The organism is Xanthomonas sp. NCPPB 3570, from assembly GCF_056725115.1.
On sequence record NZ_CM161513.1, the window covers coordinates 4,341,748 to 4,358,979 of the forward strand.

The window sequence follows — 17,232 nt, forward strand, 5'->3', positions numbered from 1 at the left end:
CCCTAATCCCGGCCCTCGAACAGCACCGCCACGTCCGCCGCCTCCAGCACCCGCCACTGCCCCGACGGCAGATCGCCCAGGCCGAAACCGCCGATGCGGCTGCGGTGCAGCGCCGCCACGTGGTTGCCGACGGCGGCGAACATGCGCCGCACCTGGTGGTAGCGGCCTTCGTGCAGGGCCACGCGCACCTGCCGCGGCCCCAGCGTCTCCAGTTCCACCGGCAGCAACGGCGTGGTCTCGCCGTCGAGCAGCAGCGTGCCGCTGGCGAATTGCGCCGCTTCGTCGCCGCGCAGGTCCTCGGCCAGGGTGGCCTCGTAGACCTTGGCCAGCCGTGCCTTCGGCGAGACGATGCGATGCAGCAGCGCGCCGTCGTCGGTCATCAGCAACAGGCCGCTGGTGTCGCGGTCCAGCCGCCCGACCGTGGACAGCAGCGGCGAGCGCAGGCGGAAGCGCGGCGGCAGCAGGTCGTAGACGATGCGCCCCGGGTCCTTGGTCGAGCAGGTGTAGCCGACCGGCTTGTGCAGCGCCAGGATCAGCCCGGGCGGCGGATCCAGCGCTTCGCCGTCGACCCGGATCGCCGCGTGCGGCACCTGGTCGTCGGCGTACAGCACCTCGCCGTCGGCGTCGGTGATGCGGCCTTCGCGGAACATCAGCGCCACCTGCTTGCGGCTGCCGTAGCCCAGATTGGCCAGGTGCTTGACCAGTTTCATCGGCGCGCTCCGCCGCGGCTGCGCACCGCATGGATCAGCTTGAAGCCGTCGCGGGTGGCGAGCACCTCGGTTTCGCCGAAGCTGGCGTCGAGCACCGCCTCGTAGGGCAGATGCCGGTTGGCGACCAGGAACAGCCGCCCGCCGGGCGCCAGCGCCAGCGCCGCCACCGCGATGAAGCGCCGGCCGATGTCCGGCCGCTCCATCCGTCCCGGCGCATGGAACGGGGGATTGCTGACGATGACGTCGTACTGCCCGGGCAATCCGGTGGTCACGTCGTGCCAGTGGAAGCCCAGCGTCGTCCCGGCCGGCGTCTGCGCCAGGTTGGCGCGGGCCAGCGCCAGCGCGCGCGCGTCGGCCTCGAACAGATCCAGCGCGGTCAGTTGCGGGCAGCGCGCCAGCAGCTCGGCCGACAGATAGCCGTAGCCGGCGCCGAGATCGGCGGCGCGGCCGCGCAGGTCGGCGGGCAGATGCTCGGCCAGCAGCGCCGAAGCCGGATCGATGCGGTCCCAGGCGAACACGCCCGGGCGGCTGCGGAAGCGCCCATCCAGGATCGACCGCACCGCGTCCAGCTTGGCCCAGCGCTGCTGCAGCGCGGCGTCGTGGCCGCCCTGCAGCGGCGCGGTCCAGTACACGCGGCAGTGGTGCTTGGTCAGCTTGCCGCCGAGGCCGGCCAGTTGCTGCAGGTCGTCCTCGCCGGAGCGCGCACCCTCGTTGTTGGCCTGGCAGGCCACCACCACGCCGCCCGGCGCGGTCAGCGCCACCGCGCGCGCCAGCAACGCCCGCGCTTCCTCGCGCTGGCGCGGCGGCAGCACCAGCACCAGCGCGTAGCCGCCGGCATCGGCATCGCCGTCCTGCTCGGCGCGCACGGTCCAGCCGCCTTGCTGCAGCGCGCTGGCGAAGGGTCGGTAGTCCTGTTCGCAAACCAGGTGCGCCGGCTGCGCGTGCTGGCGCAGCGCCCAGCCGTCGCGGGCGCGCAGGAACAGCACCTTGCCGGCAGGCCAGCGCAGCACGCCCTGGGCGAAGGGCAGGAACAGGGTCTCGAGGGGGGCGTCTTGCGCGGCCGGCATCGGGCGTGGTCGTCGGAACAGGGACGCGCATTCTACCGGCAGCCGGCGGCGGGCCCGGTTTTGCGCGAATCCAACGCATCATTGATGTTTCGGCAACATCGCCGCGCCTAGGCTGCAAGGCACCCAATGACTGGAGAGGCAGCATGCGCGCAGTGTTCATCGGCGGCGTCGTCGACAACAGCGAAGTGGATCTGGATGGCAGCCAGCCGCCGTTGCACTACCCGGAGAACACCGGCACCGGGCGCCCGCGCTACCGCCTGCACCAGCGCGGCGCACGCGACGACGGCAGCGTGGTCTACGCCGTCTATGCGGCGCCGGAACTGGGCGACAGCGAAGTGCAGCGCGTGTTCGACGAACGCGGCTACGCCCGCCGGTTCGGCGTGGAGCCGGCGCCGGTGGAGCACTGACGCCAGCCGGTTGGCGTCGTCCTTCCGAACTTGCGGTGTAGGAGCGGCTTCAGCCGCGACCTAGGCGTTCTCGGCAATGCCCAGGTCGCGGCTGAAGCCGCTCCTACGAGTGCTACGAGTGCATCCGCATCCTCCTCCAAGCACAGAGGGGTGCGAAGTACGTGGATCCTGTGCCGCACCGCGTGACCATGACTTTGGTAGGAGCGGCTTCAACCGCGACGGGATTCAAAAATTCTCCGACTGAAGCCGCTCTTACGACCGACAACGCCTGCCGTCACTTGCCCGGCTTGGGCGTCACCCGCCACACGATGTTGCCGACATCGTCGGCGACCAGCAGCGCGCCGGGCTTGTCCACCGCCACGCCGACCGGGCGGCCCTGCGCGCGGCCTTCGGCGTCGAGGAAGCCGGTCAGCACGTCCAGCGGCTTGCCGCTGGGCTTGCCGTTGACGAAGGGGACGTAGATCACCTTGTAGCCGGACGGCGGGTTGCGGTTCCAGGAGCCATGCTGGCCGATGAAGGCGCCGCCACGGTAGGTCGGCGGCAGCAGTGCGCCCTCGTAGAAGGCCAGCCCGAGCGAGGCGGTGTGCGGGCCCAGTGCATAGTCGGGCTTGATCGCGCTGGCCACCATCTCCGCGTTCTGCGGCTGCACCCGCTCGTCCACATGCTGCCCGTAGTAGCTGTACGGCCAGCCGTAGAAGCCGCCCTCGCGCACCGAGGTCAGGTAATCGGGCACCAGGTCGCTGCCGAGTTCGTCGCGTTCGTTGACCACGGTCCACAGCGTGTCGGTGCCGGGCTGCCAGGCCAGGCCCACCGGGTTACGCAGGCCGCTGGCGAACACGCGGGTGGCGCCGCTGGCCGCGTCCACTTCCAGGATCGCGGCGCGGTTGAGCTCCTGGTCCATGCCGTTCTCGGCGACGTTGCTGTTGGAGCCGACGCCCACATACAGCTTCTTGCCGTCGCGGCTGGCCAGCAGGCTCTTGGTCCAGTGGTGGTTGATGCCGCCGGGCAGGTTGGCGACAAAGCTGGGCGCGGCGGTGATCTGGGTATCGCCATCCTTGTACGGGAAGCTGACAAGCGCATCGGCATTGGCCACGTACAGGCGGTCGCCGACCAGGGCCATGCCGAACGGCGAATACAGGCCCTTGAGGAACTGCGTGCGCACCTCGGCGACGCCGTCGCCGTCGGCATCGCGCAGCAGGGTGATGCGGTTGGCGCTGGGCACGCTGGCGCCGGCCTTGGACATCATCGCGCCCTGGATCTTGTCGCGCAGGCCGCTACTCTCCTTTTCCGGGGCGGGCGGCTCGGCGGTTTCGGCGACCAGCACGTCGCCATTGGGCAGCACGTACAGCCAGCGCGGATGGTCGAGGTCGCGGGCGAACGCCTGCACCGCCAGGTCCGGGGCCGGCACCGGCGCGGCGCCATCGGCCCAGCGCTTGACCTCGGCGACCTTCACCGTGGGGATCATGCGCTTGACCGGATCCGGCAGCACCGGATCCGGTCCCATGCCGTCCTCAATGGCGTGCTTGGCGGTGTCGCCGCAGGCGGCGAGCAGGGCGGCAGTGAGTGCACACAACACCCAACGGGCACGAATCGGCGAAGACATGGCCATGCGTCTTGGATATCCGGGAACACGGGGGAACGCCGATGATGCCCAGCCACGCCGCGCGAAAAGTGAAAGATGCGTCAAGAGGCGGCGTCGCGCGGATCGACATCCCAGGGCCGTGGGGGAAGCTGGCGCACGCTGCGGATCTGGTCCAGCCACAGATAGCGATGCCGGGCCGGGTCGTCGAGGTCGTCGATGCGCACCTGCGCATTGCTGCCCTCGTTGCCCTCGGCGTCGCGGAACTGCTGGATGCTGGGGCGCACCGACACGGTGCCGAAGCACACGCTGCCATCGTGCAATTCGATGCGCACATGCGCCTGCCCGGGCAGTTGCAGGATCAACGCTTCCAGCGCCTGGATCTGCGCCTGGTCGGTGTGGATACGCTCGGCAAACTGGGTCATCGGCGGACTCCGTGTGGGGACCGCTGCAGCCTAGCGCCGCTTGCGTGAGCCAGCGGACAAGAGGGCCGGGACATCCGCTCGGTTGCCGCACATGTCGTGCTGGCTCGCGCGGGCGCGGCATGTCCGTCGATCGAGGACGCTCCCTAGCGTTGCCGCGCGAAGCGCACCGCGGACACCAGCTGCGCCACGCTGTAAGGCTTGGCCAGGTGCTCCTGGAAGCCGGCCTGCAGCGCGCGCTGGCGATCGTCGGCACGCGCCAGCGCGGTCACCGCCACCGCCGGCAGGTCGTCCGCGCCCAGGCCCATGTTCTCGCGCACGGTGCGGATCAGGCCGTAGCCGTCCATGCCAGGCATGCCGATGTCGGTGACCATCACGTCGATCGCGGCATGGCCGCCGCCGTCGAGCACCTCCAGCGCCTCGCTGGCCGAGCCCACCGCGACCACGTCGGCGCCCTGCTCCTCGAGCAGGCGCCGCAGGTAGTCGAGCATGTCCGGCTGGTCCTCCACCGCCAGCAGGCGCACGCCCTTGAGCGAATACGCCTCGACCACCTGCTCGGCCATCGCGAACGCGCGCACTTCGCGCAGCGGGCGCGAACCCGGCGCGTCGCGGTGCAGCGGCAGGCGCACGGTGAACACCGAGCCGCGGCCGCGGCCTTCGCTGGCCGCGCTGATCTGGCCGCCGTGCATCTCCACCAATTGCTGCACGATCGCCAGGCCCAGGCCGAGGCCGCCGTGCAGGCGCGTGGTGGTGCTGTCGGCCTGGCGGAAGCGGCCGAACAGATGCGGCAGGAATTCCGGCGGGATGCCGTCGCCGGAATCGCGCACGGCCACGCTGACGTGCTCGCCATCGTCCTCGAGTTCGATCGCCAGGGCGATGCGCCCATGCGCGGGCGTGAACTTGATCGCGTTGGAGAGCAGGTTCCAGAACACCTGCTGCAAGCGCGTGGCGTCGCCCAGCACCATGCACGGCTGCGAGGGCGCCTGCAGGGTCAGCGCCTGGTCCTTGCCTTCGGCCACCGGCTCCTGCGCACGCATCGCCTCGCGCACCTGCTCGGCCAGGTCCAGCGCCTCCACTTCCAGTTGCACCTTGCCCAGCAGCATGCTGCTGAGATCGAGCATGTCCGAGATCAGCCGCTGCTGCGCGCGCGCGCTGCTGGCGATCACCGACAGGCCCTTGCTGCTCGGGTCGCCCGGCGGCAGCCGCTGCAGCAGCAGGTCGCTCCAGCCGAGGATGGTGGTCAGCGGCGTGCGCAGTTCGTGCGACAGCGTCGCCAGGAATTCGTCCTTCAGCCGCGCCATGCTCTCGGCGGCGTTGCGCGCGCTGCGCTCGGATTCCAGCAGTTGCTCGCGCGCCAGTTCGATGTCGCGGCGTTCGGTCACATCCGGGCTGCTGCCGGCCAGGCCGATGAACTGGCCCTCGGCGGCATACCGCGGCACTGCAGTCATTTCCAGCCAGCGCCACTCGCCATCGTGGCGGCGCGCGCGCACCAGTGCGCGCAGGTTGCGCTGGTCGTGCAGCGCGCTGCGCAGCTCGTAGGCGAACACGCCCACGTCCTCCGGATGCAGCACGTCGCCCCAGCCCGGGCGCACCCCGTCGGCGTGTAGATCGATGCCGAAGAACTCGGCATAGGCGGTGTTGGTGAAGCGCAATTCGCCTTGGGCGTCGAGCACCCATACCGGCATCGGCAGGCCCTCGGCCAGCGCGCTGAAGCGCGCCTCGCTCTCGGCCAGGTCGCGCTCCATCCGCTTGCGCTCGGTGATGTCGAGGAACTGCACGGCGACCTGGCGCAGTTCCGGCGCGCCGACGCGGAACGAATCCACCGCCCACCAGCGATCCAGCGCGGTGGCGAAGTTCTCGAACTTGTCCGGACGGCCTGTCAACGCGACCGCGCCGTAGCGCTGGAACCAGTGCTCCTCGTGGGTCGGCGAGATGTCGCGCATGCGCCGCCCGACCACATCGCGCAGGCCGGTCTCACGCTCGAAGGCCGGATTGACCTGCAGGAACACGTAATCGACCGCGCGCTCGCCCTCGAACAGCATCTGGATGACGCAGAAGCCGGAATCGATCTTGTCGAAGATCTCGCGATACTGCAGGTCCGTCGCCTGCACGAACGAAGACGCGGTGGAGTCTGGACTGGCATGCATGACGGAGTAGCTCTGGAAGCGGCCTACGGCAACGGATGAAGACAGTGCCCGGCATCCGCGGCGCAACAACGACGCGCTAGGAACGGCGAGGCGGAACGCCCATCTTGTTAAGCCACTCCGCCGACGTCAAGCCGCCACACCGACCGGCCGTCGCCCAGCGGTCACCAATAGAAGGCGATCACCAGCACGATGCCCAGCAGCGACAGACCGATGCCGGCCAGCACCATCCACTGGGTCAAGCGCGCATTGCGCAAGGCCTGCTCTTCCAGCCAGCGCTCGGCCTCTTCGCGCCACGGCGGCGGCGACGCCTCCAACAATTGCTGCACGCGCGCCGGCCCCAACTGCCGGCATTGTCGGCGGAAATCTTCTGGGACGACGATTCGCTCGGGGGCGCTGACGACGGACATGCCAAGGTTCCTGAATTGCTCAGCCGAGCGTGAAACGCGGTGCGTCGCTGGCCAGTTCGTGCTCCACCGCCATCCGCGCCAGTCGCGTGTAGTTGGCGCGTGGGCCGGCGCCACGGCCGACGATCAGGCCCAGGTACTCCAGGCCGGTCCAGACCCGCGCCTTCCACTCCACACCGTCCTCGGCCAGCACCAGGGTCAGCGTGTAGCGAAAGCTCTGCCCCTGCGGGCTGCGGTAGTGGTAGCTGGGCGGGAACTGCACGGCCACGTCCTGCGCCTCGCCGAGCGAGACCAGGTAGCGCCGCAGCAGATGCCGCACGTCGTCGCCCGGATTCAGCCGCAACTGGCGTGCCGCCTCGTCCAGGTTGGCCTGATGCTCGACGAACGCGGCCGCACCGCTGGCCGGGCTGTGCCCGTGTCGCTTGGCCCAGTCGATGAATTGCAGGCGCACATCGCTGCCGGTGTGGGCCTGGTGGAACAGCGGCGTCTTCATGCGATCCCCGTCGTGCTCGAGTGGCTGCCATGCTCCCGCGCGCGCCGTGAAGCAGGCGGCGAGGCGATGTGAGCCGTCCGTCATGCCGGGCGGATGAATCCGCGGTCAACGGTCGCCGCCGCGCGGCTCGCCGCGATTGCGGCCGCGCCGGCACAGGCACACACTGCGCGTACGCCTCCTGGAGATCCGCCATGAAGATCCGCTATGCCTGGACGGCGCTGGCTGTTGCCTGCCTGTGGGCAGGCGGCGCCTCCGCCGAGATCCGCAACGTCACCGACCCGCAGGCGCCGCGCAGCCTGGCCAGCGATGGCCCGGTGCAGGTGAGCTGGGCCGACCCGGCCACCTTCAGCGAACTGCGGCAGAGCCGCAACCGCTGGGAAGCCGAACGCGGCGACTGGGTACAGGACCTGGCCGCCTACCTGCAGAAGCAGGCGGCCAAGCAACTGCAGCCCGGGCAGCGCCTGGACATCAAGCTGACCGACATCAAGCGCGCGGGCGACTTCGAGCCGTGGCACGGCCCCAACTGGAACGACGTACGGGTGATGCGCGACCTGTACCCGCCGCGGATCAGTTTCGACTTCACCCTGTACGGCGCCGACGGCCAGGTGCTGGCGCAGGGCCAGCCGAAACTGATGGACCCGAGCTACCTGTACAACAGCTCGGTCGGCCTGAGCACCGATCCGCTGCGCTACGAAAAGCGCATGCTCGACGAGTGGCTGCGCCGGCAGTTGCGCAAGGACAGCACGGTCGCCGAGCGCTGAGGCCCCGCGCGCGGCGTCGGCATCGCGCCGGCGCCGTCAGCCATTGGCTCATGCGTCGAGATAGACGCGCGGCGCGCGCTTGAGGCCGCACAGCAAACGGTAGGCGCTGGAACTGCAGCGCCCGGCCAGCGCATCGATGCGTGGCTGCTCGCCCCACAGCCGCACCTCGCTGCCGAGGCCGGCCTGCGGGTGGTCGGTCAGGTCCACGGTCAGCATGTCCATCGACACGCGTCCGATCAGTGCGCCGGGCACGCCGTCGATCAGCACCGGCGTGCCGTTGGGCGCGAACTGCGGATAGCCGTCGGCATAGCCGATCGCCACCACCCCGACCCGGGTCGGCCGCGTCGCGACGAAGCGCGCGCCGTAGCCGACCGGCTCGCCCGGCGCGATGTCGCGCACCGAGATGATCCTGGACTGGAGGGTCATGACCGGGCGCAGTTCGCCGGGCAGCGTGGCCGCGGCGGCGAACGGGTCGGCGCCGTACAGCATCAGCCCCGGCCGTCCCCAGTCGTTGCGCAACTCCGGCCAGCCGAGCAGCGCCGGCGAGTTGCACAGGCTGGTCTCGCCGGCCAGGCCGGCGGTGGCCTGGCGGAACACCTCCGCCTGCTCGCGCGTGCGCGCGCTGTCCAGTTCGTCGGCACGGGCGAAGTGGCTCATCAGCACCAGCCGCTCGACCTGCGGCAGCGCGCTCAGCCGCGCATGCGCGGCACGGAATTCGTCCGGCGCCAGGCCCAGCCGGTGCATGCCGCTGTCCAGCTTCAGCCACAGGCACAGCGGCTGCGGCGCGGCGAAGGCGGCGATCGCCTCCACCTGCCAGGGCGAGGCCACCGCGCACCACAGCCGGTGTTCGGCGACCAGCGGCAGTTCATCGGCGTCGAAGATGCCTTCCAGCAACAGGATCGGCGCGGCGATGCCGGCCTGGCGCAGTTCTAGCGCCTCCTCGATGCAGGCCACCGCGAAGCCGTCGGCCTCGCCGTCCAGCGCGCGCGCGCAGGCCACCGCGCCGTGCCCATAGGCATCGGCCTTGACCACCGCCAGCGCCTTACCACCGCTCAGTTGGCGGGCCAGGCGGTAGTTGTGGCGCAGCGCGCCGAGATCGATCACTGCACGGGCTGGGCGCACGCGACGGCCTCGGCAACGGACGCGGCGGAACCGCGGGAATAACGGAAGATGTCCAGGCCCTCGCCGCTGATCTGCGGCTGCCGCGAGACCATCAGGTCGGCCAGGTAGCGACCGGAGCCGCAGGCCATGGTCCAGCCCAGCGTGCCGTGGCCGGTGTTGAGGAACAGGTTGCGGTAGCCGGTGGCGCCGACCACCGGCGTGCCGTCCGGGGTGGCCGGGCGCAGCCCGGTCCAGAACTCGGCCGCGGCCAGGTCGCCGCCACGCGGGTACAGGTCGTTGACCACCTTTTCCAGGGTGGCGCGGCGACGCGCCGGCCGCGACAGGTCGAAGCCGGCCAGTTCGGCCATGCCGCCGACGCGGATGCGCGCGTCGAAGCGGGTGATCGCCACCTTGAAGCTCTCGTCGAGGATGGTGGAGGTGGGCGCCAGCGCCGCGTCGCGGATCGGCAGGGTCAGCGAATAACCCTTCAGCGGGTACACCGGCAGGCGGATGCCCAGCGGCGCCAGCAGGCCGGGCGAATAGCTGCCCAGTGCGACCACGTAGCGATCGGCGCGCTCCACCCGGCCGCCGATGCGCACGCCGTCGATGCGGTCGCCATCGGCCTGCAGCGCCTCGATGGTCTCGCCCTGGCGGAACTGCACGCCGGCCGCGGCGGCCATCGCCGCCAGGCGCTGGGTGAACAGGCGGCAGTCGCCGGTCTGGTCGTTGGGCAGGCGCAGCGCGCCGACCAGGCTGGCCGGCGCGCTGGCCAGGGCCGGCTCGACCCGGGCGATGCCGGCGCGGTCCAGCAGTTCATAGGGCACGCCGTACTCGCGCAGCACCTCGATGTCCTTGGCCGCGCCGTCCAGTTGCTGCTGGGTACGGAACAGCTGGGTGGTCCCGAGCTGGCGGCCTTCGTAGGCGATGCCGGTCTCGGCGCGCAACTGGTCCAGGCAGTCGCGGCTGTATTCGGACAGGCGCACCATGCGCGCCTTGTTGATCGCATAGCGCTCGGCCGTGCAGTTGCGCAGCATCTGCGCCAACCACAGGTACTGCTGCAGGTCGGCCGTGGGCGTGATCGCCAGCGGCGCATGGCGCTGGAACAGCCACTTCAGCGCCTTCAGCGGCACCCCCGGCGCCGCCCATGGCGATGCATAGCCGGGCGAGACCTGCCCGGCATTGGCGTAGCTGGTCTCCAGCCCCGCCGCCGGTTGGCGGTCGACCACCGTCACCTCGCAGCCGCTGCGGGCCAGGTACCACGCCGTGGTCGTGCCGATCACACCGCTGCCGAGAACCAGAACCCGCATGCGCCTACTCCGCTTGGATCAATTCCCTGGCTGGATGGCACCAGGGCAGAAGTTCGGTGCAGTATAGGCAGCGCAACCCAGAATTTTCCCCTGACTTCTGCCGGCCCTGCAGGCTAAACCCCTGAGACCCGCCCACATGGCCGCACGCCCCCGCGAACTGGACAAGATCGACCGCAAGATCCTGCGCATCCTGCAGCAGGAAGGGCGCATTTCCTTCACCGAACTGGGCGAGCGGGTCGGCCTGTCGACCACGCCCTGCACCGAGCGGGTGCGCCGGCTGGAACGCGACGGCGCCATCACCGGCTACTACGCGCGGCTGGACCCGCACTACCTCAAGGCCAGCCTGCTGGTGTTCGTGGAGATCAGCCTGGCCTACAAATCCGGCGACATCTTCGAGGAATTCCGCCGTGCGGCGCTGAAGCTGCCCAACGTGCTCGAGTGCCACCTGGTCTCGGGCGACTTCGACTACCTGCTCAAGGCCCGCATCAGCGAGATGGCGTCCTACCGCAAGCTGCTGGGCAGCACCCTGCTGACCCTGCCGCACGTGCGCGAGTCCAAGAGCTACATCGTCATGGAAGAAGTGAAGGAAACGCTCAGCCTGCCGATCGCCGACTGAGCGTTCCGCGCGGATGCGTGCGGGTCAGGAGACCAGCAGCTTCTCCAGGTCGTCGCGCGAGGAATTGGCATGGTTCTTTGCCAGTTCGGCCACCACCCGCTTCTGGACCTCCTTGTGCAGCAGCGGCCGCAACTGCCCCAGCGTGTGCGGATCGGCGACCAGCATCAGGTGCTCGACCTGCCCGCGCAGCGCGTCCTGGTACAGCCGCTCGGCGATCTGCCGCACGAACCCGGCCTCATCCATGGTCATCGGCCGGTCGCCGTCCTCCACGCCCTCGATGGGCGTCGGGTTCAGCACTTCGGTCTGCTCCAGCAGCGCGGTCTCGCCGGCCAGGTTGACCCGGAACAGGCGCGCAGTGGTGCGGTCGGCGACGACGATCAGGGTGTTGTCGGGAAGCTTGCTCATCGGTTCTCCTGCGAAAACATGGCGCCGCGGCAGTCGCGGCCGGTCCGCCAGTCTAGGAACCGATTTGTGAGGATGGCGGCCACGCGGCGTTCGCCGCGCGTTCGCCGCCCGCGCCCAGGCGCCTCAGTCCTGGATGCGCACCCCGTCGCCGCTGGGCACGGTGGTGTAATAACGGCCGGTGCGCGTATCCAGCGCGCGATTGGGCCCGACCTGCATCGCGCCGGGGATCAGCTGGCCGCGGCGGTCGTAGAGGCGCACCGGGCGGCGTGCGGACGGGTCGGCAACCGCGGCCGCCGGCACCGCCTGGCTGGCCGCGCGCTTGCGCTTGGCCTGCCCCTGCGGCCGGTCGTCCAGGTTGGAGGGGACTGGCGTCGCCTTGGGAGCGGAGGCCGATGCCGACGGACGCTCGTCGAGGCGGCTGGCCACCGAGGGCGCCGGCGCCGGTGCGGACCGCAGGGTGTTGGCGTCGCGATCGCTGGCCGGTGCGCCGGGGACTGGCTGAAGATGCTGCGCGGCGGCAAGCGCCGGCACGAGCAGGGCGATGGCAACGCAGGGCAGCAAGCGGTTCACGGTGGCTCCATCGATGGGCCGGCAAGAGCATTCCACGCTAGCGCATCGATCCGGCCGCGTCGACGCCACGCGGTGCGCTTGATCCGCCCGGTACAGCCCTCATGTTGTTTTCCCCTCTTCCGCCACGGGCCACGCCATGAGCCGATTCGACCTCACGCCTCCCACCGCTGCCGAGCGCGAGCAGTTGATCGGCGGACTGAACGCGGAGGAACGCCGGGTGCTGCTGCAGCACGGCACCGAGGCGCCGTTCTGCGGCGTGTTCCTGGACAACAAGCTGGAGGGCGTCTACACCTGCCGGCTGTGCGGGCTGCCGCTGTTCCGCTCCAGCGCCAAGTTCGATTCCGGCACCGGCTGGCCGAGCTTCTTCGCGCCCTACCACCCCGACCACGTGCGCGAACTACGCGACACCAGCCACGGCATGATCCGCACCGAGATCGTCTGCGCCCGCTGCGACAGCCATCTCGGCCACGTGTTCCCGGACGGCCCGCCGCCGAGCGGCGAGCGCCACTGCCTGAATTCGGTCTCGCTGCAGTTCACCGAACAGGGCCAGGCGCTGCCCAACCCGCTGCACCGCGGCGGCGGCGAGACCGAACCGGCCTGATTCCCGGCGCAGCCGCGCCGCCACAGGGAGACCATCGGTATGCGTCGCTCGTTGCTTCCCCTCTTGCTGCTGCCGCTCACTCTGGGCGCCTGCCAGCGCAGCCCCACCCCGCCGCCGGCACAGGCCGCGCCCGTCGCCGCCGCGCCGTCGCCCGCCAGCGCACCTGGCCTGCAGGCCGATGCCCTGCCCATGCAGTGGCGCTGCGGCGAGGAACTTGTGCAGGCGGCCGCCGATCCGGCGCGCGAGCGCCTGGCGCTGCAGGTGCGCGGCACCCGCCTGGACATGCAGCGCACCGATGCCGGTGCCGCCACCGGCGCGCGTTACACCGATGCGCTGGGCAATGTCTTTCTGCAGGCGCAGCCGGACCAGGCGACGCTGACCCTGGCAGGCCTGGGCGAGACGCTCAAATGCGTCCGGCATGACAGCGGCATGACCGGCTGAGCGGGCGGGCCGCCGCGGGGCCGCCAAAAACCCGGCACGGTTCACACCTTCAGAACGGCGGCGCCGGGCCGACATCTAGAGCGTCCCCGTTCCGGCCCGCAGGCTGCTCCGCCATGCTCATCATCGTTGGCTTCATCGTCGTCATCATCAGCGTGGTCGGCGGCTACGTGCTGTCGCACGGCAAACTTGGCGCACTGTGGCAGCCGTACGAGCTGATGATCATCGGTGGCGCAGCGCTGGGCGCGTTCCTGGTCAGCACCCCGGGCAAGATCGTCAAGGCCACCATTGGCGGCGTGCTGGGCGTGTTCAAGGGCCCGCAGTACAAGGCCGACGACTACCGCAGCACCCTGACCCTGATCTACGAACTGCTGAACAAGGCGCGCCGCGACGGCTTCATGGCCCTAGAAGACCATGTCGAGCGGCCGGCCGACAGCGCGATCTTCGGCAACTACCCCAAGGTGCTGGCCGACCATCACCTGCTCGACTTCATCACCGACTGCCTGCGCCTGATGATCGGCAGCAACATCGAGCCGCACGAACTGGAACCGCTGCTGGAACTGGAACTGGAGAAGCACCACCACGAAGCGATGGCGCCGGCGCATGCGCTGAGCAAGGTCTCCGACGGCCTGCCCGGCTTCGGCATCGTCGCCGCGGTGCTGGGCATCGTCATCACCATGGGCTCGATCGGCGGCCCGATCGAGGAGATCGGCCACCACGTCGGCGCGGCGCTGGTCGGCACCTTCCTCGGCATCCTGCTGGCCTACGGCTTCGTCGCGCCGCTGTCGGCGGCGATGGAAGCGCGCGCCGAGCAGGACAGCCGCATCTTCGAATCGGTGAAGACCGCGCTGCTGGCCTGCCTGCGCGGCTACAACCCGAAGATCGCCCTCGAATTCGCGCGCAAGACCCTGCCGACCGACGTACGGCCGAGCTTCGCCGACTTCGAATCGCATCTGAAGACGATCAAGTAACGCGGTCATGGCCGAGACCAAATCCACCGTCGTCATCCGCCGGGTCAAGAAGGTCCAGGGCGGCGGCCACCACGGCGGCGCGTGGAAGGTGGCCTATGCCGACTTCGTGACCGCGATGATGGCGTTCTTCCTGGTGCTGTGGCTGGTGGCGGCCACCACCAAGGAACAGCGCGCGGCGATCGCCGAATACTTCCGCAATCCCAGTCCGCTGGCCGGCAAGAGCCCGGCGCCGAGTCCCGGCATGGCCGGCCCCGGCGGCGCCAGCACCTCGATGATCAAGCTCGGCGGCGCCGGCGAGATGCAGCGCGGCAACAACAAGGATCCGTTCGGCAGCAAGAGCCTGAAGGGCGACGACAGCAAGACCACGCAGCGCGAGAAGGAAAAGCAACGCCTGGAAACGCTGATGCAGGAGCTGAAGGAAGCCATCGACAAGAGCCAGGCGCTGGAACCGTTCAAGGACCAGCTGCTGCTGGACCTGACCCCGGACGGCCTGCGCATCCAGATCGTGGACAAGGAGAACCGGCCGATGTTCGACCTCGGCAGCGCGGTGCTCAAGCCCTATACCCGCGGCATCCTCCACGAGCTGTCCGGCTTCATCAATCAGGTGCCCAACCACATCAGCATCACCGGCCACACCGACGTCACCCAGTACAGCGCCAAGAACGGCTACAGCAACTGGGAACTGAGCGCGGACCGCGCCAATGCCGCGCGCCGCGAGCTGGTCGCCGGCGGCATGGGCGAGGACAAGGTCTCGCGCGTGGTCGGGCTGTCCTCCTCGGTGCTGTTCGACAAGCAGGTGCCGAACAATCCGATCAACCGCCGCATCAGCATCGTGGTGATGACCAAGGATGCCGAGGACGCCGCCACCGCCGATGGCGACCACAGCGTCGCCCTGGGCACGGTGCAGCCCGACGCCGACACCAAGGTGCCGGACCTGAGCGCGGCAGCGACCGAAGCGGCCGCCGCGCCGGCCGCCGGCAAGGGTGCGCCCGCGGCGACGCCTGCCGCCGCGAACAGCGCTGCCCCGACGGCCCCGGCCGCGGCCTCCGGCAAGGCCTCGGTGCAGATCGTCGAACCGCGCACCACTTCGCCGGAGGCGGCCGCCGCCGCCGCGCGCGATGCCTTGCGCAGCATCAACGGCGGGGCGCCGGTGACGGCTGCCGCCGGCGCCGGCGGCACCGAGGCGACCAGCGCACGCTGATCGCAGCAGCGCTCGCTGTGCCGCCGGCGGCCAGGCAGACAGGCGCCGGCGGGACCGCACACGGCGCGGCGCTTACAATGGCCGCCACTTCGCCAACGAGACCGCCGTGTCCAAGCAATCCAAAGCCAAGCGCGACAAGCGCAAGAAGCAGCAGTCGCCGCGTCCCTTTGCCCGCCTGGGCCGCGAGCAGCCCATCGCCAACCACGCCGTGCTGCAGAACGAGAGCGGCCGCGTGCTGGCTGCGATCGGCCTGCAGGGTCGCCAGTGGTTGCTGTCGGTCGGCGGCCAGACCATGGGCAATGCCGACAATCCGGTGCCGATGCTGGCGATGCTCAAGCACCTGGCCAACCTGCAGGAGCAGGAAGGCAACACCATCACCCTGGACTACTCGGTGCAGCTGCAGCAGATGATCGACGCGCTGGCGGCCGAGGCCGGCCAGACCCCGACCGAGTACCTGGACGCGCTGGTTGCCGAGTTCGCCGCGGGCGATGGCGCGGCGGAGGATGCGGACGAGGACGGGGCCGACGCGGACGCCGCGGCGGAGACGGACGATGCCGCGCCGACCGAAGCCGACGGCAGCGCCACCGCGGAACCCGCGGCGGATGCCGACGGCACGCACAAGCCGGCCTGACCTGGCGCGTGGCGGTCTACATCGACGATGCGGTGCATCCCTGGCGCGGCCAGCGCTGGGGCCACCTGCTCGCCGACACGCTGGACGAACTGCACGCCATGGCGGCGCGACTGGGCATCCCCCGCCGCGCCTTCCAGAACAAGCTCAGCGGCGCGCACTACGACGTGCCCGCCGCCTTGCGCGACGAAGCGATCCGCCTGGGTGCGGTGCCGGTCTCGCGGCACAGCGATCGCGAACTGCTGAAAGCGCTGATCCGCAATGCGCGTGCGCAGGCGCGGGGCGAGGCGCAGTGACCGGGGCGGCCCGTTCGCCGCCACGCGTTTCGTAGGAGCGGCTTCAGCCGCGACAGGCGTTCCCGGGAACGCCTGTCGCGGCTGAAGCCGCTCCTACGGCACACCTTCCGTGCCGGCTGACGTCTGCCTAGAACGGATCGCTGCCCGGGCGCAGATCGATGCCCAGGATCGCGGCCAGGCGCTGCATGTCCTGGTCGTCGCGGCTGAGCGCCATCCAGCCGGCGCGGATCTCGCTGCCGGCGTCCCAGCACCAGATGCTGTAGCCGTGCTCGCGCAGGCGGTCGTAGGCCACCGCCAGCAGCGAGGCGCTGTCGTGGTCCTCGAGGAAATCGGCATCGTCGATGTCCCCGCCCCAGTCGATGCGCAGGTTCCAGCGCGCGGCCAGTTCGTCGATCGCACCGATCAGCGCCTCGCGGTCGTGGCCGTCGACGTAGAAGCCCGCCCGCCAGTCGATCGCGTCCTTCAGCGTCCACAGCCAGTCCGCGTCCTCGCGCTCGGCCTCACCGGCGGCCTCGCGGTAGGCGTCGAACTGGCGCAGCGCGCTTTCCTCGTCGCCGGGATTGATCAGCAGCAGCAGGTTCCAGATCAGGCCCTGCTGGGTGTCCGGATCGTCGTCGTCGTCGAACAGGTCGTCGGGATCGTCGTAGTCGGCGCTGTTGTCGGGCATGGCGGCGCATCGGGCAGCACGGGGGAGCGCCAGTGTGCCGCGCCCGGCGCGGCGACGGAAGCGCGGAACTCGGCAACGGCGCCGCGGGCGTTTATCCTTCGCAGCCCGGAAGACGGCGCTGTCCGCCGTCACGCGAAGCCACCACGATGTCCGACACGCCCCCCGACCGCCTGGCGGTCAGCCCGCAGAGCCCGTTCCACGATGCCGAGACGCTGTCGCGCGGCGTCGGCATCCGTTTCAACGGCGTGGAGCGCGACAACGTCGAGGAGTACTCGATCAGCGAAGGCTGGATCCGCGTGCAGGTCGGCAAGGCGCGCGACCGCCGCGGCAACCCGATGACCATGAAGGTCAAGGGCACGGTCGAGGCGTTCTGGCTCGACGCCAAGTAAGCGCGAGCGCCGGCAGGCACAACGCCCGCCGGCACGTTGCGACGCGCGGCCA

22 protein-coding genes are annotated in these 17,232 nt (G+C 70.2%); 10 read left to right on the forward strand and 12 right to left on the reverse strand.

What is annotated here, in order from left to right; all coding sequences use genetic code 11:
• Positions 1-2: 2 nt before the first annotated feature.
• Both AC1PLR_RS18670 and AC1PLR_RS18675 read right to left on the reverse strand, forming a co-directional pair.
• Entirely contained in the window at positions 3-710 is a 708-nt protein-coding gene (locus tag AC1PLR_RS18670; RefSeq protein ID WP_481101934.1) for a pseudouridine synthase, read from the reverse strand.
• Positions 707-1,777 (reverse strand): class I SAM-dependent methyltransferase, encoded by a 1,071-nt coding sequence (locus AC1PLR_RS18675; RefSeq protein WP_481101935.1) that lies wholly within the window; start codon positions 1,775-1,777, stop codon positions 707-709. Before AC1PLR_RS18675 ends, AC1PLR_RS18670 begins: the two co-directional genes overlap by 4 nt.
• 143 nt (positions 1,778-1,920) lie before the next feature.
• On the opposite strand from AC1PLR_RS18675, the gene AC1PLR_RS18680 reads away from it, so the two are divergent.
• Positions 1,921-2,184: a hypothetical protein gene (locus AC1PLR_RS18680; RefSeq protein WP_371182978.1), complete on the forward strand. Its 264-nt coding sequence runs from the start codon at positions 1,921-1,923 to the stop codon at positions 2,182-2,184.
• A gap of 274 nt (positions 2,185-2,458) precedes the next feature.
• Here the strand turns inward: AC1PLR_RS18680 and AC1PLR_RS18685 are convergent, their stop codons facing one another.
• The 5 genes from AC1PLR_RS18685 to AC1PLR_RS18705 form a co-directional block, all read right to left on the reverse strand.
• Positions 2,459-3,793 (reverse strand): PQQ-dependent sugar dehydrogenase, encoded by a 1,335-nt coding sequence (locus tag AC1PLR_RS18685; protein ID WP_481101936.1) that lies wholly within the window; start codon positions 3,791-3,793, stop codon positions 2,459-2,461.
• Between the two features lie 74 nt (positions 3,794-3,867).
• Positions 3,868-4,188 carry a DUF3247 family protein gene (locus AC1PLR_RS18690; RefSeq protein ID WP_209247723.1) on the reverse strand — a complete coding sequence of 107 codons (321 nt, stop codon included), beginning with the start codon at positions 4,186-4,188 and terminating at the stop codon, positions 3,868-3,870.
• A gap of 143 nt (positions 4,189-4,331) precedes the next feature.
• Positions 4,332-6,332: a PAS domain-containing hybrid sensor histidine kinase/response regulator gene (locus AC1PLR_RS18695; RefSeq protein ID WP_481101937.1), complete on the reverse strand. Its 2,001-nt coding sequence runs from the start codon at positions 6,330-6,332 to the stop codon at positions 4,332-4,334.
• Positions 6,333-6,493: 161 nt separating this feature from the next.
• Positions 6,494-6,739, reverse strand: a complete 246-nt coding sequence (locus AC1PLR_RS18700) for a hypothetical protein (RefSeq protein WP_481099118.1) — start codon at positions 6,737-6,739, stop codon at positions 6,494-6,496.
• 19 nt (positions 6,740-6,758) lie between these two features.
• A complete protein-coding gene (locus AC1PLR_RS18705; protein ID WP_010343261.1) occupies positions 6,759-7,229 on the reverse strand; it encodes a hypothetical protein in 471 nt (156 codons plus the stop codon).
• Between the two features lie 191 nt (positions 7,230-7,420).
• Between AC1PLR_RS18705 and AC1PLR_RS18710 the strand changes: the two genes are divergently transcribed.
• Positions 7,421-7,990 (forward strand): DUF3016 domain-containing protein, encoded by a 570-nt coding sequence (locus AC1PLR_RS18710; protein ID WP_010343260.1) that lies wholly within the window; start codon positions 7,421-7,423, stop codon positions 7,988-7,990.
• Between the two features lie 48 nt (positions 7,991-8,038).
• On the opposite strand, the gene alr is transcribed toward AC1PLR_RS18710, so the two are convergent.
• Together alr and AC1PLR_RS18720 are read right to left on the reverse strand one after the other, a co-directional pair.
• Positions 8,039-9,112, reverse strand: a complete 1,074-nt coding sequence (alr, locus tag AC1PLR_RS18715; protein WP_481099120.1) for an alanine racemase — start codon at positions 9,110-9,112, stop codon at positions 8,039-8,041.
• Positions 9,091-10,398 (reverse strand): D-amino acid dehydrogenase, encoded by a 1,308-nt coding sequence (locus tag AC1PLR_RS18720; protein WP_481101938.1) that lies wholly within the window; start codon positions 10,396-10,398, stop codon positions 9,091-9,093. The genes alr and AC1PLR_RS18720 overlap by 22 nt, the downstream gene beginning before the upstream one ends.
• A gap of 136 nt (positions 10,399-10,534) precedes the next feature.
• On the opposite strand from AC1PLR_RS18720, the gene AC1PLR_RS18725 reads away from it, so the two are divergent.
• Positions 10,535-11,014, forward strand: a complete 480-nt coding sequence (locus AC1PLR_RS18725; RefSeq protein WP_010343257.1) for a winged helix-turn-helix transcriptional regulator — start codon at positions 10,535-10,537, stop codon at positions 11,012-11,014.
• A gap of 24 nt (positions 11,015-11,038) precedes the next feature.
• Here AC1PLR_RS18725 and AC1PLR_RS18730 read toward each other — a convergent pair whose 3' ends face one another.
• Together AC1PLR_RS18730 and AC1PLR_RS18735 are read right to left on the reverse strand one after the other, a co-directional pair.
• A complete protein-coding gene (locus AC1PLR_RS18730) occupies positions 11,039-11,419 on the reverse strand; it encodes a baeRF12 domain-containing protein (RefSeq protein WP_010343256.1) in 381 nt (126 codons plus the stop codon).
• 123 nt (positions 11,420-11,542) lie between these two features.
• Positions 11,543-11,989, reverse strand: coding sequence for a hypothetical protein (locus AC1PLR_RS18735; RefSeq protein ID WP_481101939.1), 447 nt, complete (start codon positions 11,987-11,989; stop codon positions 11,543-11,545).
• A 136-nt stretch (positions 11,990-12,125) separates the two neighbouring features.
• Between AC1PLR_RS18735 and msrB the strand changes: the two genes are divergently transcribed.
• The 6 genes from msrB to AC1PLR_RS18765 all read left to right on the forward strand — a co-directional run bounded on the left by msrB (position 12,126) and on the right by AC1PLR_RS18765 (position 16,124).
• Positions 12,126-12,590: a peptide-methionine (R)-S-oxide reductase MsrB gene (gene msrB, locus AC1PLR_RS18740; RefSeq protein WP_420008051.1), complete on the forward strand. Its 465-nt coding sequence runs from the start codon at positions 12,126-12,128 to the stop codon at positions 12,588-12,590.
• 39 nt (positions 12,591-12,629) lie between these two features.
• Positions 12,630-13,031 carry a hypothetical protein gene (locus AC1PLR_RS18745; protein WP_209247738.1) on the forward strand — a complete coding sequence of 134 codons (402 nt, stop codon included), beginning with the start codon at positions 12,630-12,632 and terminating at the stop codon, positions 13,029-13,031.
• A gap of 113 nt (positions 13,032-13,144) precedes the next feature.
• Positions 13,145-13,999, forward strand: coding sequence for a flagellar motor stator protein MotA (gene motA, locus AC1PLR_RS18750; RefSeq protein WP_010340275.1), 855 nt, complete (start codon positions 13,145-13,147; stop codon positions 13,997-13,999).
• Positions 14,000-14,006: 7 nt separating this feature from the next.
• Complete coding sequence (motB, locus tag AC1PLR_RS18755; protein WP_481101940.1) at positions 14,007-15,200, forward strand: flagellar motor protein MotB; 1,194 nt, start codon at positions 14,007-14,009, stop codon at positions 15,198-15,200.
• 106 nt (positions 15,201-15,306) lie between these two features.
• Entirely contained in the window at positions 15,307-15,831 is a 525-nt protein-coding gene (locus AC1PLR_RS18760; RefSeq protein ID WP_481101941.1) for a hypothetical protein, read from the forward strand.
• Between the two features lie 8 nt (positions 15,832-15,839).
• A complete protein-coding gene (locus tag AC1PLR_RS18765) occupies positions 15,840-16,124 on the forward strand; it encodes a DUF4031 domain-containing protein (RefSeq protein WP_010340278.1) in 285 nt (94 codons plus the stop codon).
• 127 nt (positions 16,125-16,251) lie between these two features.
• Here AC1PLR_RS18765 and AC1PLR_RS18770 read toward each other — a convergent pair whose 3' ends face one another.
• Positions 16,252-16,791 carry a DUF6630 family protein gene (locus AC1PLR_RS18770; protein ID WP_481101942.1) on the reverse strand — a complete coding sequence of 180 codons (540 nt, stop codon included), beginning with the start codon at positions 16,789-16,791 and terminating at the stop codon, positions 16,252-16,254.
• A gap of 146 nt (positions 16,792-16,937) precedes the next feature.
• Between AC1PLR_RS18770 and AC1PLR_RS18775 the strand changes: the two genes are divergently transcribed.
• Entirely contained in the window at positions 16,938-17,180 is a 243-nt protein-coding gene (locus tag AC1PLR_RS18775; RefSeq protein ID WP_010343635.1) for a DUF3297 family protein, read from the forward strand.
• Positions 17,181-17,232: the final 52 nt, after the last annotated feature.

Excerpts from the sequence above, each read along its gene's own strand:
- AC1PLR_RS18670 (WP_481101934.1), bottom strand. The coding sequence starts at position 710 with ATGAAACTGGTCAAGCACCTGGCCAATCTGGGCTACGGCAGCCGCAAG.
- AC1PLR_RS18675 (WP_481101935.1), bottom strand. The coding sequence starts at position 1,777 with ATGCCGGCCGCGCAAGACGCCCCCCTCGAGACCCTGTTCCTGCCCTTC.
- AC1PLR_RS18680 (WP_371182978.1), top strand. The coding sequence starts at position 1,921 with ATGCGCGCAGTGTTCATCGGCGGCGTCGTCGACAACAGCGAAGTGGAT.
- AC1PLR_RS18685 (WP_481101936.1), bottom strand. The coding sequence starts at position 3,793 with ATGGCCATGTCTTCGCCGATTCGTGCCCGTTGGGTGTTGTGTGCACTC.
- AC1PLR_RS18690 (WP_209247723.1), bottom strand. The coding sequence starts at position 4,188 with ATGACCCAGTTTGCCGAGCGTATCCACACCGACCAGGCGCAGATCCAG.
- AC1PLR_RS18695 (WP_481101937.1), bottom strand. The coding sequence starts at position 6,332 with ATGCATGCCAGTCCAGACTCCACCGCGTCTTCGTTCGTGCAGGCGACG.
- AC1PLR_RS18700 (WP_481099118.1), bottom strand. The coding sequence starts at position 6,739 with ATGTCCGTCGTCAGCGCCCCCGAGCGAATCGTCGTCCCAGAAGATTTC.
- AC1PLR_RS18705 (WP_010343261.1), bottom strand. The coding sequence starts at position 7,229 with ATGAAGACGCCGCTGTTCCACCAGGCCCACACCGGCAGCGATGTGCGC.
- AC1PLR_RS18710 (WP_010343260.1), top strand. The coding sequence starts at position 7,421 with ATGAAGATCCGCTATGCCTGGACGGCGCTGGCTGTTGCCTGCCTGTGG.
- AC1PLR_RS18720 (WP_481101938.1), bottom strand. The coding sequence starts at position 10,398 with ATGCGGGTTCTGGTTCTCGGCAGCGGTGTGATCGGCACGACCACGGCG.
- AC1PLR_RS18725 (WP_010343257.1), top strand. The coding sequence starts at position 10,535 with ATGGCCGCACGCCCCCGCGAACTGGACAAGATCGACCGCAAGATCCTG.
- AC1PLR_RS18730 (WP_010343256.1), bottom strand. The coding sequence starts at position 11,419 with ATGAGCAAGCTTCCCGACAACACCCTGATCGTCGTCGCCGACCGCACC.
- msrB (WP_420008051.1), top strand. The coding sequence starts at position 12,126 with ATGAGCCGATTCGACCTCACGCCTCCCACCGCTGCCGAGCGCGAGCAG.
- AC1PLR_RS18745 (WP_209247738.1), top strand. The coding sequence starts at position 12,630 with ATGCGTCGCTCGTTGCTTCCCCTCTTGCTGCTGCCGCTCACTCTGGGC.
- motA (WP_010340275.1), top strand. The coding sequence starts at position 13,145 with ATGCTCATCATCGTTGGCTTCATCGTCGTCATCATCAGCGTGGTCGGC.
- motB (WP_481101940.1), top strand. The coding sequence starts at position 14,007 with ATGGCCGAGACCAAATCCACCGTCGTCATCCGCCGGGTCAAGAAGGTC.
- AC1PLR_RS18770 (WP_481101942.1), bottom strand. The coding sequence starts at position 16,791 with ATGCCCGACAACAGCGCCGACTACGACGATCCCGACGACCTGTTCGAC.
- AC1PLR_RS18775 (WP_010343635.1), top strand. The coding sequence starts at position 16,938 with ATGTCCGACACGCCCCCCGACCGCCTGGCGGTCAGCCCGCAGAGCCCG.